This is a genomic window from Aeromonas sp. MR16 (genome assembly GCF_022549315.1).
GTDB classification, from domain to species: Bacteria; Pseudomonadota; Gammaproteobacteria; order Enterobacterales; family Aeromonadaceae; genus Aeromonas; species Aeromonas aquatica.
This window is the reverse complement of record NZ_JAKZFK010000032.1, coordinates 14,853-28,248: the sequence shown is the minus strand read 5'-3', so window position 1 is coordinate 28,248 and position 13,396 is coordinate 14,853. Positions and strand designations below refer to the sequence as shown.

Sequence of the window (13,396 nt, the reverse complement as noted above, 5' to 3'; positions counted from 1 at the left end):
TGGGCCCCAAAGAGGGCCTTAAAGAAGCAAACCGCCTGATGGCGCCACTCAACAAATAAGGATATTTGATGAAAGCAACTCCCATTGCCCTGCTGCTGGCCGGCGTGCTGGCCTCTCCGCTCTGCGCCGCCGGACTCGATGCCAGGCTCACCCTGGTGGAGGGCGGTACCGAGGATGTGCGGGTCAACCTGACTCTGACCAACACCGGTGACCAACCCATTCGCCTGCTCAAGTGGCAACTGCCGGGCAGCGAGGATGCCCCCCTGTTCCTGGTGGAACGCGATGGCCAGAAGGTCAGCTATGAGGGGGCCCTGATCAAGCGGGCCGCGCCGACCGACAAGGACTTCCAGCTGCTCAAGGCCGGCCAGAGCCTGACGCGGCAGGCGGAGGTGTCCGGTCTCTACGACATGAGCGCCCAGGGCCAGTATCAGATCCGTTATCAGTTGCCGACTCTGCCGCTGGAGGCGAAAGCCGCCAAGGCCAAACAGGCTCAGGCCAGCGAGTCCAACACCGTCAGCCTCTGGGTGGAAGGGGTGAGCGATGAGCGGCTGCAGGCCAAGGCCGCGCCGCTGGCCGACCCCCAGGCGGTGACCGCTTCGGTGAGCTTCAGCGGGCGCTGCACCAACACTCAGAAAACAGACATTCTGGCGGCACTGGACGCGGCCAGTGGTATTACCAATAACTCAACGGGTTATTTGGCAGTGGATAAACCCAGTGGCCAGCGTTATCGTAGCTGGTTTGGTGCCTATGATGCCGCTCGTTGGGATCAGACCGAGCTCCAGTTCAGCAAGATCAAGGATGCCATCGACAACAAGCCACTCACCTTCGATTGCGGCTGCAAGCAGAGCTACTTCGCCTATGTCTACCCGGATCAGCCCTACAAGGTCTATCTGTGCAAGAGCTTCTGGACGGCCCCCGTCACCGGGACCGACTCCCGCGCCGGCACCATAGTCCACGAGCTGAGTCACTTCAACCTGGTGGCGGGCACCGATGATCTGGGTTACGGTCAGGCCAATGCCCGCAACCTGGCGAGCACCGAGCCGCAGAAGGCACTGAACAACGCCGACAACCACGAGTATTTCGCCGAGAATACCCCGAGCGAAAATTGATGTGTGATGGGGCCGACAGGCCCCTTTTTATGTTGAAGGAGGCACCATGATGACGCTCTTGCTGACCACCCTCGCGCTCGCCCCCCTACGGTGCGAACTGTCGGTGCAGGCAGAAAGCCGGGTGAACGAGCCGTTGCCCCTGGTGATGACCTTGACCAACCAGGGGGAGGGGCCGCTCGAGGTGCTGAGCTGGTTCACCCCGTTCGAGGGCTGGTTCGCCGATGCTATCGATCTCACCCTGGCGGATCGGCCGGTGGCCTACAGGGGGCCGCTCGCCAAGCGGGGCAACCCCGGCGCCGACGACTTCTTCATCCTGGGTGCCGGCCAGCAGAGCCGGGCGGATGCGGAGCTGACCCAGGTCTACGACCTGTCACGTCCCGGGGTCTATCACCTCAGCTACCGCGCCCAGCCGCTGACCCTGACCCAGGGGGTGGCGCCGCGCTGTCCAGCCATCAGCTTTAGCCGTATCGCCGCGCCCTAGGCGGCGCTGCGCCCGGCATCGGTGTTCAGCAGCCCCACTGCGCGGGCGGCCACCGCGAGATAGTGGGCCCCATGGCGGGGTGAGCGGGCCTGCTCCCGCCAGCAGCAGTGCACCAGTTTTATCACGTGATCGTCCAGGCTCGCGATCGCCAGCGGCAACACCTTCTCCCAGTCCAGCCCTGAAACGTCTGGCCAGCGCTGGGATCCCAGCGCCGGTGCCCCGACCGTGATATAGGCCGCGGCTGCGGCTTGCCACATCAGGGTCTGCCAAGGCTCCTGCAGCTCGGCGGGCAGATGACGGGCGACGATGGCGGCGGCCCGGCTGCCGGTCACCAGGTGCAGCAGGGTGAAGTTGCGGGTCTGCCAATAGAGCGGCAGGGCGGCCTCGGCCAATTGCGTCAACACCTCTGCCCCGTCATCCAGGCTGCATGGCAGCGAGCTCGGCCAGCGCGAGTCCGCCGCCACCTGGCGCAGGCGGGCGGTGATCCACTCTCCCTGCCAGCTCGATCCCTCCCAGTGAGCCGACAGCCCGGCCAGCAGGCGGGTGACGTCCCGGCAGGGGGCCCCCGTACCGGCAGGCAGGATCAGGGGCTTGCATTGCCAGGCGGCCAGCGCCGCCGCCTGCTCTCCCTGATGACCATTCTCCAGCGCGCAGGCGAAGCGAATAAGCGGATGGAAGGCGCCGCCAGCGGGGGAGAGGCGCTGGGACAACAGGGTCTCGAAGGTGGGCAGCCAGCCCTCCTCGGCAAACCGGATGGCTAGCTGTTGGCGTAGTTGCACAAAACGATGCTCCTCCTCATCTCCCTGGTTTTCCGTTCCGGCGGGCAGGGAATGGGTACTTTGCCAATGGGCAAAGAAATGCTGTAACTGAGCCGGCGTCGCGCCCATCTCATGCAGGGCGTGCAGTGCCATGGGGCAGTGATTGGTGGTGTCACGGCCGTTGAGGGCGAAGGCCGCGTTGGCATCGAGCAGGGAAGAGAGAAAATCCATAATCCTTTGACTCCTGTTGTCGGGGAAGACAGGATTGTGCAAGTTAAAGCTAACTTGAGGTCAAGGATGGAAAGGGATCGCAAGTGGTTGGCCATAGGCCAGATAGCCAAGCGTGCCGGTGTCAACGCCAGTGCCTTGCGTTTTTACGAGGAAAAGGGGCTGATCCAGAGCCTGCGTAGCGACGGAGGTCAGCGTCTCTATCCACGGGATGCGCTGCGCCGCATCGCCTTTATCCGGGTGGCACAAGGGATGGGGCTGAGCCTCGGCGAGATTGCCGAGGCGCTGGCCGGGCTGCCCGACGGCCGCACGCCGGATCGCCGTGACTGGGAGCAGATCGCCGGTCAGTGGCAAGGGCTGCTCGAACGGCGCATCGAGGCCTTGCAGCTGATGAAGCGCAAACTCGACGCCTGCATCGGTTGCGGTTGCCTGTCGCTGGAGCATTGCGCCCTCTACAACCCGGAGGACCAAGCCGCCTCTGGGGGCAGCGGCCCCCGTTATCTGCTGGGGGATCAGCCCCCTGCCGAGGATTGAACTGGGCAGAGGATGGACAATGCCGGGCACGGCGGTCGCTGTGCGTCCCTCCGGCAGCCACGGCGTGCCAGCCTGCAGGCCAACAATCTCATCACCGAATGAATTAATGCTCATTCGAGCTCGTTATTTTTGTTATCCATTATTTCGCTAAATATCCCCGTATTTCATGCTTTGGCAATGGAACGCCCCGCGTTATGTTTTGTCCATGCAGACGACCAGCCCGATAAATATAAGGCGACAATGCCGATATATTAATCTTGGCCGGTAATGGCAGAACCCAATCAAATAATTGCATGGCTCCTGATGATGTTCATTGGCACGCATTCTGGATGTTCATAAATATAACGAGGTGAATAATGAAAAAGCTGCAATCCCTGTTTTTATTGGCCGCCCTGCCGCTGGCCTTGCTGACATCGGCACAGGCACAATCCAGTCTCGCCGTCATCCAGAGCGCCGGGGTGATCAAGATAGGCACGGAAGGGGCCTACCCTCCCTTCACCTATCACGACAAGAGCGGCAAGCTGGTGGGCTTTGACGTTGAGATTGGCGAGCTCATCGCAAGCGGCCTCGGCGTGAAGCCGGAGTTTGTCGAGGGCAAGTGGGACGGGCTCATCGCCGGGGTGGATGCCAAGCGCTACGATCTGGTGCTCAACGAGGTGGCCATCACCCCTGAGCGACTCAAGAAGTACGATTTTTCAGACCCTTATATCACCTCCAAGGCGGTGGTGGTGGTCCACAGCGACAACGACAGCATCAAGAGCTTTGCGGATCTGAAGGGCAAGAAATCCTCCCAATCCCTGACCAGCAACTTCGCCCAACTGGCGAAGACATCGGGGGCCGAGGTGGTGGCCACCGAGGGCTTCAACCAGTCGCTGGAGCTGGTGCTGAGCGGGCGGGTGGATGCCACCATCAACGACAGTCTCTCCTACCTGGACTTCAAGAAACAGAAGCCGGATGCCAAGTTGAAGGTGGCGGCAACCGAGGCGAAGGGGGATCAATCGGCCGTGCTGCTCGCCAAGGGACAACCGGAATTGCTGGCCGCCATCAATCAGACGCTGCGCACCGCCAAGCAAGACGGCAGCTATCAGAAGATATCGCTGAAATATTTTGGCACTGACGTCTCGCAATAATATCGCGGCAACATAATAACAATCGAGGAAATTAACGTGCCAGCCTGGTTGCAGTTAATGATCGACTCTTTTTGGCCCCTGCTCAGCGCGGGGCTTATTTTTACCGTGCCATTGACGCTGATCACCTTCGTGCTGGGAATATTGCTTGGATTTCTGGTGGCACTGGCAAGGCTGTATGGTCCGGCCCCCCTGATTGCGCTGGTCCGCTTCTATGTCTGGCTCATTCGGGGCACGCCGCTGCTGGTGCAGCTGTTCCTTATCTTCTACGGCTTGCCGAGCGCCGGCATAGTGCTGGATGCCTTCACCGCCGCGGTCATCGGTTTTACCCTCAACATCGGCGCCTACAGCTCGGAGATCATCCGCGCCACCCTGGCGGCGATCCCGAAAGGGCAGTGGGAGGCGGCCCACTCCATCGGCATGAACTGGCCCCAGGTGATGTGGCGGGTGATACTGCCACAGGCGGCGCGCATCGCGGTGCCACCGCTCTCCAACACCTTCATCTCGCTGGTCAAGGACACCTCGCTGGCGGCGGCGGTGACGGTGCCCGAGCTGTTCCAGGCCGCCCAGCGGCTCGCCTCCGTCACCTATGAGCCGCTCATCCTCTACACCGAGACGGCCATCATCTACCTGCTGTTCAGCTCGCTGCTCTCCACCCTGCAAGACTGGCTGGAGCGCAAGTTGACCCACAAAGAGACCCGGGAGGTCGTCACATGATCCGGTTGAGTGGTATCGAGAAGCAATTTGGCGGCCAGCGGGTGCTGAAGGGGGTCGGTCTCGCGCTGGCGGCGGGCAGCGTCACCGCCCTGATCGGTCCCTCCGGCAGCGGCAAGAGCACCCTGCTGCGCTGTGTGAACCTGCTGGAGCGGCCGGATGCGGGGCAGCTGGTGCTGGGGGGGAGCGAGCTCGATTTCTCGCACCACCTGTCGCGCCAGAGTGTGCTGAGCCTGCGCCAGCAGACCGGCATGGTGTTCCAGAACTTCCAGCTGTTTCCGCACATGACGGTGCTGGAGAACGTGATGGAGGGGCTGGTGACGGTGCTGAAGTGGCCGAAGGCCAAGGCGGTGGCGCGTGGTTTGCTGCTGCTCGACAAAGTGGGGCTCAGTCACAAGGCCGAGGCAGTTCCCGCAACCCTGTCTGGCGGTCAGCAGCAACGAGTCGCCATCGCACGGGCCCTGGCACCAGCCCCCAAGGTATTATTGTGCGACGAGCCGACCTCGGCGCTGGATCCCGAGCTGGCGCTGGAGGTGGTGGCCGTGCTGCGCCAGCTGGCCCGGGAAGGCACCACCATGCTCATTGCCACCCACGACTTGCGTCTGGCGTCCCAGATTGCCCAGCAGGTGATCTTCCTGGAGGCGGGGGAGGTGGTGGAGGCGGGCAGTGCGCGCCAGATGTTTACCGCCCCCAAGCGGGCGCGCACCTTCGAGTACATCTCCACCCTGACCGAACGCTTGCCGGAGAGCTGGAGCATCTAGTGGTTCTTGCCTGGAGGATTGCCATAGAAAGAAACAGCCCCGCATCTGCGGGGCTGTTTGCTTGGAGCATTTCTCGTCTGGACGGCAGTTTACACGGTCAGGTAGTCCATGATCCCTTCGGCAGCCTTGCGACCCTCGTAGATGGCGGTGACCACCAGATCCGAGCCGCGCACCGCATCACCACCGGCGAACACCTTGGGGTTGCTGGTCTGGAAGGCGTAGTCAGCCTGCTCGCGGGCCTTGATGCGATCCCGGTTGTCGAGCTCGATGCCGTATTCCGCCATCCAGGGCTGGGGGTTGGGCTGGAAGCCGAACGCCATCACCACCGCATCGGCGGCCAGCACCCGCTCGGAGCCTTCGATCACCACCGGATTGCGGCGGCCGTTGGCATCGGGAGCGGCGAGTTCGGTGCTCACCACCTTGATGCCGCAGGTGCGGCCATGGGCATCGAGCTCCACGCCGATGGGCTGCAGGTTGAACATAAATTCCACCCCTTCCTCGTGGGCGTTCTTCACCTCCCGCTTGGAGCCCGGCATGTTCTCGGCGTCGCGACGGTAGGCGCAGATCACCTTGTCGGCGCCCTGGCGGATTGCTGTGCGCACGCAGTCCATGGCGGTATCGCCACCGCCGAGCACCACCACCTGTTTGCCTGCGAAGTCGATGTAATCGGCCTGCGCCTTCTCGAAGCCCAGCAGCCGGTTGGCGTTGGAGATGAGGTAGGGCAGGGCGTCGTACACGCCGGGCGCAGTCTCATTCTCGAAGCCGCCCTTCATGTACTTGTAGGTGCCGACCCCGAGGAAGACCGCATCGAACTCACCGAGCAGATCGGCGAAGGTGACATCCCGGCCCACCTCGGTCTCGAGACGGAACTCGATCCCCATGCCCTCGAAGATCTCGCGCCGGCGTTGCATCACCTCTTTTTCCAGCTTGAAGGAGGGGATGCCGAAGGTCAGCAGGCCGCCGATCTCCGGATACTTGTCGAACACCACGGCGCTGACACCGCTGCGCGCCAGCACGTCGGCGCAGGCGAGTCCGGCCGGGCCGGCGCCGATGACGGCGACCCGCTTGCCGGTCTTCACCACCTTGGAGAGATCCGGGCGCCAGCCCATCTCGAACGCCTTGTCGGTGATGTATTTTTCGATGTTGCCTATGGTCACGGCGCCGAATCTGTCGTTGAGGGTACAGGCACCCTCACAGAGTCTGTCTTGCGGGCAGACCCGGCCGCACACTTCCGGCAGGCTGTTGGTCTGGTGGGAGAGCTCCACCGCCTCCAGGATGCGCCCCTCGTTGGCCAGTTTCAGCCAGTTGGGGATGTAGTTGTGCACCGGGCACTTCCACTCGCAATAGGGGTTGCCGCAGTCGAGGCAGCGATCCGCCTGCATGCCGACCTGGGCCTGGTTGAAGGGCTCGTAGATCTCCACAAACTGGATCTTGCGGATCTTGAGCGGCTTCTTGGGCGGGTCGACCCGCTGGACATCGATAAACTGGAATACGTTCTGGCTCATAGGGTTCCCTCCTTATTGCGCCTGGATTCTGAGTTCTGCACTAGAGCGGCTGGTGTGGCCAAGCAGGGACTTGACGTCGCTGGACTTGGGTTTGATCAGCCTGAACTTGGGCACATAGGAGTCGAAATTGGCCAGGATCTCCTCGGCGCGCGAGCTGCCTGTCTCACTCAGGTGCGCCGTGATGATGCCGCGCAGGTGCTCCTGATGGATGGCAAGGTCCGCCACGTCCAGCAGTTCCACCAGCTCGGGGTTGGTACGCTTGGCAAAGTTGCCGCACTCGTCCAGCACGTAGGCGAAACCACCTGTCATGCCCGCCGCGAAGTTGACGCCCGTGGTGCCGAGTATGGTGACTATGCCGCCGGTCATGTATTCACAACCGTTGTCGCCTATCCCCTCGACCACCGCCAGGGCGCCGGAGTTGCGCACCGCGAAGCGCTCGCCCGCGGTACCTGCGGCGTAGAGCTTGCCGCCGGTGGCGCCGTAGAGGCAGGTGTTGCCTATGATGGCCGCCTCATGGGACTTGAACGCCACGCCGACGTGGGGTTTGACCACCAGCTTGCCGCCGGTCATGCCCTTGCCCACATAGTCGTTGGCGTCGCCGGTGAGTATCATCTCGAGGCCGCCGGCGTTCCAGACGCCGAAGCTCTGGCCCGCGGTGCCGTTGAAGTGGACCCGAACCGGATCGGACGCCATGCCCTGGTTGCCGTGGCGCTTGACGATCTCGCCAGACAGGCGCGCCCCCACCGAGCGGTCGGTGTTGCGAATGTCGTAGCGGAATTCACCGCCCGACTTGTGCTCGACCGCCTCCAGCAGATCTTCCACCATCTTGAGGTTGAGCGGCCCCTTGTCGAAGGTCGGGTTGTGCTGCTGGCTGAACAGGCTGGAGCCTGCCGGTGCCACCGGGCTCGCCAGTATGCCGGAGAGATCCAGCTTGGCCTGACGGGCGGTGAGGCCGGGCAGGGCCTCCAGCAGATCGGTGCGACCGATCAGATCCGTCAGCTGGGTCACCCCCAGCTGGGCCATCAGCTCGCGGGTCTCCTCTGCGATGAACTTGAAGTAGTTCATCACCATCTCCGGCAGGCCGGTGAAGTGTTCGCGGCGCAGCTTCTCATCCTGGGTCGCGACGCCGGTGGCGCAGTTGTTCAGGTGGCAGATGCGCAGGTATTTGCAGCCGAGCGCTACCATGGGGCCGGTGCCGAAGCCGAAGCTCTCGGCGCCGAGGATGGCGGCCTTGATGATGTCCAGACCGGTCTTGAGACCGCCGTCCACCTGTAGCCGCACCTTGTGGCGCAGGCCGTTGGCCACCAGCGCCTGTTGGGTTTCGGCCAGGCCCAGCTCCCAGGGGGAACCGGCGTACTTGACCGAACTGAGCGGGCTGGCGCCGGTGCCGCCGTCATAACCGGAGACGGTGATGAAGTCGGCATAGGCCTTGGCCACGCCACAGGCGATGGTACCGACACCGGGCTCGGAGACCAGCTTGACCGACACCAGGCAGTCCGGGTTGATCTGCTTGATGTCGAAGATGAGCTGGGCCAGATCCTCGATGGAGTAGATGTCGTGGTGCGGCGGCGGCGAGATCAGGGTCACGCCGGGCACGGAATAGCGCAGCTTGGCGATCTGGGCGGTGACCTTGTCACCGGGCAGCTGGCCACCCTCGCCGGGCTTGGCGCCCTGGGCCACCTTGATCTGCACCACGTCCGCATTCATCAGGTAGTGCGGGGTGACGCCGAAGCGACCAGATGCCACCTGTTTGATACGGGAATTCTTCTCGGTGCCGAAGCGCTTGGGATCTTCACCACCTTCGCCGGAGTTGCTCTTGCCGCCGAGCCGGTTCATGGCCACCGCCAGCGCCTCGTGCGCCTCAGGGCCCAGCGCGCCTATGGACATGGCGGCGGAGTCGAAGCGGGGGAACAGGCTGGCCGCGGGCTCAACTTGATCCAGCGCCACCGGGTTGGTGCCCTGTTTCAGGGCGAGCAGATCGCGCAGGGTGGCGACCGGCCGCTCATTGACCAGCTTGGCGTATTCCTTGTAATCGGCGTAGTTGCCGGAGCGCACCGCCACTTGCAGGGTCTGCACCACATCCGGGTTGTAGGTGTGATACTCGCCACCGTGGACGAACTTGAGCAGGCCGCCCTGAGTGAGCTCCTTGCGCGCCAGCCAGGCCTGGCGGGCCAGGTTGACCTGATCCTGCTGGATGTCGCCAAAATCACTGCCCTGGATACGGCTGGCGACGCCGCGGAAGCACATCTCGACCACGGATTGGGAGAGGCCCACCGCCTCGAACAGCTGGGAGCAGCGGTAGCTCGCCACAGTGCTGATGCCCATCTTGGACATCACCTTGTAGAGGCCCTTGTTGATGCCGTTGCGGTAGTTGAGCATGGCCTGGCGCAGGCTCATCTTGAGCACGCCTTCCTCGACCTGCTTGGCGATGGTCTCGTAGGCCAGATAGGGGTAGATGGCGGTGGCGCCAAAGCCCAGCAGCACCGAGAAGTGGTGCGGGTCGCGCACGCTGGCGGTCTCCACCAGTATGTTGGCGTCGCAGCGCAGGTTGTTGTCGACCAGGGTGCGTTGCACCGCGCCCACCGCCATGGCGGCCGGGATCGGCAGGGTGTCGGCACTGACGTCCCGATCCGACAGGATCAGCAGCACTGTGCCGCCACGGGCCTTGTCGGCGGCGTCGTTGCACAGTCGCTCCAGCGCCCCTTGCAGCCCCTCTTCGGGCTGGTAGTTGAGGCTCAGCACCGCATGACGGTAGTGTTCCCCCTCCAGCGCCAACAGCTGGTGGAAGTCGGAGTAGAGCAGGATGGGGGACTGGAACAGCACCCGGTGGGCGTGGCCGAAGGTCTCGTTGAACACGTTCTGCTCGCGGCCGATACAGGTGGCCAGCGACATGACGTGATTCTCCCGCAGCGGATCGATGGGCGGGTTGGTGACCTGGGCGAACATCTGGCGGAAGTAGTCGTACAGGGTACGCTGGCTGGAGGAGAGCACCGCCATCGGGGTGTCATCCCCCATGGAACCCACCGCCTCCTGGCCGTTCTCGCCGAGCACGCGGATGATCTGATCCAGCTCCTCGTAGGAGTAGCCGAACAGTTTCTGATAGGTCTTGAGCTGATCGTCCGAGAACTCGCGGGCGCCGGTGCTGGCGTCATCCATCTGTTCGAACGGCACCAGCCGCTTGCAGTGCTTGTCCATCCACTGCTTGTAGGTGTGACGGCTCTTGAGATCGTCATCGATCTCGAAGCTGGTCCACACCTTGCCGTTGCTGGTATCCACCACGAACAGCTCGCCCGGGCCGACCCGGCCCTTCTCCAGCACCTCGTCCGGGGTGTAGTCCCAGGTGCCGACTTCGGAGGCGAGGGTGATGAACTTGTCCTTGGTGATGACGTAGCGGGCCGGGCGCAGGCCGTTACGGTCCAGCGCGCAGGTGGCGTAGCGGCCGTCGGTCATGACGATGCCGGCCGGGCCATCCCAGGGCTCCATGTGCATGGAGTTGAAGTCATAGAAGGCGCGCAGATCGTCATCCATGTTCGGGTGCTTCTGCCATGCTGGCGGGATCAGCAGGCGCATGGCACGGAACAGGTCCATGCCACCGGCCAGGAACAGATCCAGCATGTTGTCGAGGCTGGAGGAGTCGGAGCCGGTGGTGTTGACGAAGGGGGCCGCCTCTTGCAAGTCAGGGATCAGCGGGGTGGCGAACTTGTAGCTGCGCGCCTTGGCCCACTGGCGGTTGCCGGCGATGGTGTTGATCTCGCCGTTGTGGGCGAGATAACGGAAGGGTTGCGCCAGCGGCCAGCGCGGGCTGGTGTTGGTGGAGAAGCGCTGGTGGAACACGCAGATGGCGGCCTGCATGCGGATGTCGGCGAGATCCAGATAGAAACGCGGCAAATCCACCGGCATGCACAGTCCTTTATAGACGGTGACCAGGTTGGAGAGGCTGACCACATAGAAGTAGTCGTCGCTGATGCGCTTCTCGATGCGGCGGCGCACTATATAGAGGCGGCGCTCGAGATCCTTGTCGACCCAGCCTGGCGGCGCGTTGACAAAGACCTGTTCGATGCTGGGCAGGGAGGCCTTGGCGATGGGACCGAGCACATTGGTATCGATGGGCACCTTGCGCCAACCGACCAGACTCAAGGTCTCTCGTTCCAGCTCCTCGTCGATGATGTCGCGGGTCTGCTGGGCCAGGACGGGGTCCGGGTTCAGGAACAGCATGCCGACCGCATAGTTGCGGCCCAGGTGCCATCCCTTCTCCTCGGCGACAGCCCGATAGAAGCTGTCCGGTTTTTGCAGCAGCAGGCCGCAGCCGTCGCCGGTCTTGCCATCGGCGGAGATGCCGCCGCGGTGCTGCATGCGAGCCAAGGCTGACATCGCGAGACGGACAAGTTTGTGGCTGGCTTCCCCTTCCATGTGGGCCAACAGGCCGAAGCCACAGTTATCCCTCTCCAGCTTTGGATCATATAGTGACATTGCATTTCTCCCTTGCTCGGCCTTCCATCGCACTGTCATCGACAGATTGCATAAATTGCGATTGGCTCTTGTGGTTCCGTCCGCCTGAGGTGGCGAATCTCCAAACTAATGGGATTTTCAGGCAAGGTCAATTACACATCCCGGCTGTTTGCAATGTTACATCGTCATAACAAAATGTCGGTTTTAGAGTGTTGAGGGGGAATTATCTCAATAAAAACCTTTAATATTTATATATTGTAGTTTTTTGTGCTGATAACTTTGGCTTTAGTGGTCGACTGCATCGTGCCGGTGAACTGTAGTAATCTTACCAACCCTGGGTCATGGGGTCTGGCAGGGATCACATTTCGGCATTCTGCATCTTGCATTTATCCCCATGCGGGCTATTGAAGAAATTTCAATGTCTTACATAGAGTTATGAGATCCATTTCGGCTCTTCTCTCACCTTGCATGTCGACGTAATGGTTTCCAAAAGTACCCTGAGCCCCCAGTTGGCGGATACTTATTCGGTATATGATGAATATTTATATGTTTTTGGTTCCCGGCTTCGCTTGATCCAGCTCAGCCTCCCGACTGGCTCCCGCCCGTACAATGGCGCCCCTTTAGCGGAGGTGTCATGCAGTTACACGAACTCGTCAATACATTCGGCCAGGATCTCAAGCAGCGGCACGGCCAGAAGATCCACAAACTCTCCATTCACGGCGCCTTCACCTGCCCGAATAGAGACGGCACCCTGGGGCGCGGTGGCTGCACCTTCTGTAACGTCTCCTCCTTCGCCGACGAGTCGGCCCAGCAGCTCTCAGTGGTGCAGCAACTGCTGGCCCGCCGGGACGAGGTCACCCGGGCGAAACGCTACCTCGCCTATTTCCAGGCCTACACCAGCACCTATGCCGAGGTGGAATACCTGCAGCGCATGTATGAGGAGGCGTTGTCGGTCAGCGACATGGTGGGGATCTGCGTCGGCACCCGCCCCGACTGCGTGCCGGATGCGGTGCTGGATCTGCTGTCCGGCTACCAGGCCCGAGGCTATGAGGTGTGGCTGGAGCTGGGCTTGCAGAGCGCCAGTGACAAGACGTTGCAGCGCATCAACCGGGGTCACGGCTATGGCGCCTATGAAGATGCGGTGCGCCGTGCCCATCAAAGGGGCATCAAGGTCTGCGCTCACCTGATCGTTGGCCTGCCGGGCGAAGTGCCGATGGACAGCCTCGATACCCTGCATCGCATCGTGGAGACCGGCGTGGAGGGGATCAAGCTGCACCCGCTGCACGTGGTGGAGGGCAGTACCCTCGGCAAGGCCTGGCGGGCGGGGAGGCTGGAGGTGCTGACGCTGGAACAATATGTGGAGGCGGCGGTGGCCATGATCCAGCACACGCCCCCCGAGGTGGTCTATCACCGCATCTCGGCGTCGGCACGCCGTCCGGCCCTGCTGGCCCCGGCTTGGTGCGAGAATCGCTGGACCGCCATGGCCGTTATCGCCACCGAGCTGGCTCGCTCCGGGTCCCAGGGACATAGCCTGGGTCGACCCTTCTCCCTCGACGGTTTTAATGAGTTGTCACTCTAATTTCATTAAAAAAACAGAGGCTTATTAGATGAAATTCAGTCTTTGCAGTATAGTTTCATTCAAGTCGCCTTGATAAGATGGTCGGCTTGAAAAAGATATTGTTATCAATAAGCTTCTATAATTTCCGAACCGGGCAGGATATCTTGCACTC

10 protein-coding genes are annotated in these 13,396 nt (G+C 62.2%); 7 read left to right on the top strand and 3 right to left on the bottom strand.

Annotated features, from left to right (window positions below; genetic code table 11):
• Positions 1-68: 68 nt before the first annotated feature.
• Together MM194_RS18405 and MM194_RS18400 are read left to right on the top strand one after the other, a co-directional pair.
• Positions 69-1,109 (top strand): M35 family metallo-endopeptidase, encoded by a 1,041-nt coding sequence (locus MM194_RS18405; protein WP_241344363.1) that lies wholly within the window; start codon positions 69-71, stop codon positions 1,107-1,109.
• A gap of 46 nt (positions 1,110-1,155) precedes the next feature.
• The gene (locus MM194_RS18400) at positions 1,156-1,590 is read left to right on the top strand and encodes a protease (RefSeq protein WP_241344362.1); all 435 of its coding nucleotides are present in this window, start codon (positions 1,156-1,158) and stop codon (positions 1,588-1,590) included.
• On the opposite strand, the gene MM194_RS18395 is transcribed toward MM194_RS18400, so the two are convergent.
• Positions 1,587-2,579, bottom strand: coding sequence for a questin oxidase family protein (locus tag MM194_RS18395; RefSeq protein WP_241344360.1), 993 nt, complete (start codon positions 2,577-2,579; stop codon positions 1,587-1,589). The genes MM194_RS18400 and MM194_RS18395 overlap by 4 nt on opposite strands.
• A gap of 66 nt (positions 2,580-2,645) precedes the next feature.
• Between MM194_RS18395 and soxR the strand changes: the two genes are divergently transcribed.
• The 4 genes from soxR to MM194_RS18375 all read left to right on the top strand — a co-directional run bounded on the left by soxR (position 2,646) and on the right by MM194_RS18375 (position 5,712).
• Positions 2,646-3,110 (top strand): redox-sensitive transcriptional activator SoxR, encoded by a 465-nt coding sequence (gene soxR, locus MM194_RS18390; protein ID WP_241344357.1) that lies wholly within the window; start codon positions 2,646-2,648, stop codon positions 3,108-3,110.
• Positions 3,111-3,466: 356 nt separating this feature from the next.
• Complete coding sequence (locus MM194_RS18385) at positions 3,467-4,240, top strand: amino acid ABC transporter substrate-binding protein (RefSeq protein WP_241344355.1); 774 nt, start codon at positions 3,467-3,469, stop codon at positions 4,238-4,240.
• A 57-nt stretch (positions 4,241-4,297) separates the two neighbouring features.
• Positions 4,298-4,954 (top strand): amino acid ABC transporter permease, encoded by a 657-nt coding sequence (locus MM194_RS18380; RefSeq protein WP_241344377.1) that lies wholly within the window; start codon positions 4,298-4,300, stop codon positions 4,952-4,954.
• Positions 4,951-5,712 carry an amino acid ABC transporter ATP-binding protein gene (locus MM194_RS18375; RefSeq protein ID WP_241344353.1) on the top strand — a complete coding sequence of 254 codons (762 nt, stop codon included), beginning with the start codon at positions 4,951-4,953 and terminating at the stop codon, positions 5,710-5,712. Before MM194_RS18380 ends, MM194_RS18375 begins: the two co-directional genes overlap by 4 nt.
• A gap of 89 nt (positions 5,713-5,801) precedes the next feature.
• On the opposite strand, the gene MM194_RS18370 is transcribed toward MM194_RS18375, so the two are convergent.
• Together MM194_RS18370 and gltB are read right to left on the bottom strand one after the other, a co-directional pair.
• Complete coding sequence (locus tag MM194_RS18370) at positions 5,802-7,217, bottom strand: FAD-dependent oxidoreductase (protein WP_241344351.1); 1,416 nt, start codon at positions 7,215-7,217, stop codon at positions 5,802-5,804.
• Between the two features lie 12 nt (positions 7,218-7,229).
• Complete coding sequence (gltB, locus tag MM194_RS18365; RefSeq protein ID WP_241344350.1) at positions 7,230-11,687, bottom strand: glutamate synthase large subunit; 4,458 nt, start codon at positions 11,685-11,687, stop codon at positions 7,230-7,232.
• Between the two features lie 613 nt (positions 11,688-12,300).
• On the opposite strand from gltB, the gene MM194_RS18360 reads away from it, so the two are divergent.
• Entirely contained in the window at positions 12,301-13,245 is a 945-nt protein-coding gene (locus MM194_RS18360) for a TIGR01212 family radical SAM protein (protein ID WP_241344349.1), read from the top strand.
• The last annotated feature ends 151 nt before the right edge of the window (positions 13,246-13,396 follow it).

Coding starts and splice junctions, on each gene's coding strand:
- MM194_RS18375 (WP_241344353.1), top strand. CDS start 4,951: ATGATCCGGTTGAGTGGTATCGAGAAGCAATTTGGCGGCCAGCGGGTG.
- MM194_RS18400 (WP_241344362.1), top strand. CDS start 1,156: ATGATGACGCTCTTGCTGACCACCCTCGCGCTCGCCCCCCTACGGTGC.
- soxR (WP_241344357.1), top strand. CDS start 2,646: ATGGAAAGGGATCGCAAGTGGTTGGCCATAGGCCAGATAGCCAAGCGT.
- MM194_RS18370 (WP_241344351.1), bottom strand. CDS start 7,217: ATGAGCCAGAACGTATTCCAGTTTATCGATGTCCAGCGGGTCGACCCG.
- gltB (WP_241344350.1), bottom strand. CDS start 11,687: ATGTCACTATATGATCCAAAGCTGGAGAGGGATAACTGTGGCTTCGGC.
- MM194_RS18385 (WP_241344355.1), top strand. CDS start 3,467: ATGAAAAAGCTGCAATCCCTGTTTTTATTGGCCGCCCTGCCGCTGGCC.
- MM194_RS18395 (WP_241344360.1), bottom strand. CDS start 2,579: ATGGATTTTCTCTCTTCCCTGCTCGATGCCAACGCGGCCTTCGCCCTC.
- MM194_RS18405 (WP_241344363.1), top strand. CDS start 69: ATGAAAGCAACTCCCATTGCCCTGCTGCTGGCCGGCGTGCTGGCCTCT.
- MM194_RS18380 (WP_241344377.1), top strand. CDS start 4,298: ATGATCGACTCTTTTTGGCCCCTGCTCAGCGCGGGGCTTATTTTTACC.
- MM194_RS18360 (WP_241344349.1), top strand. CDS start 12,301: ATGCAGTTACACGAACTCGTCAATACATTCGGCCAGGATCTCAAGCAG.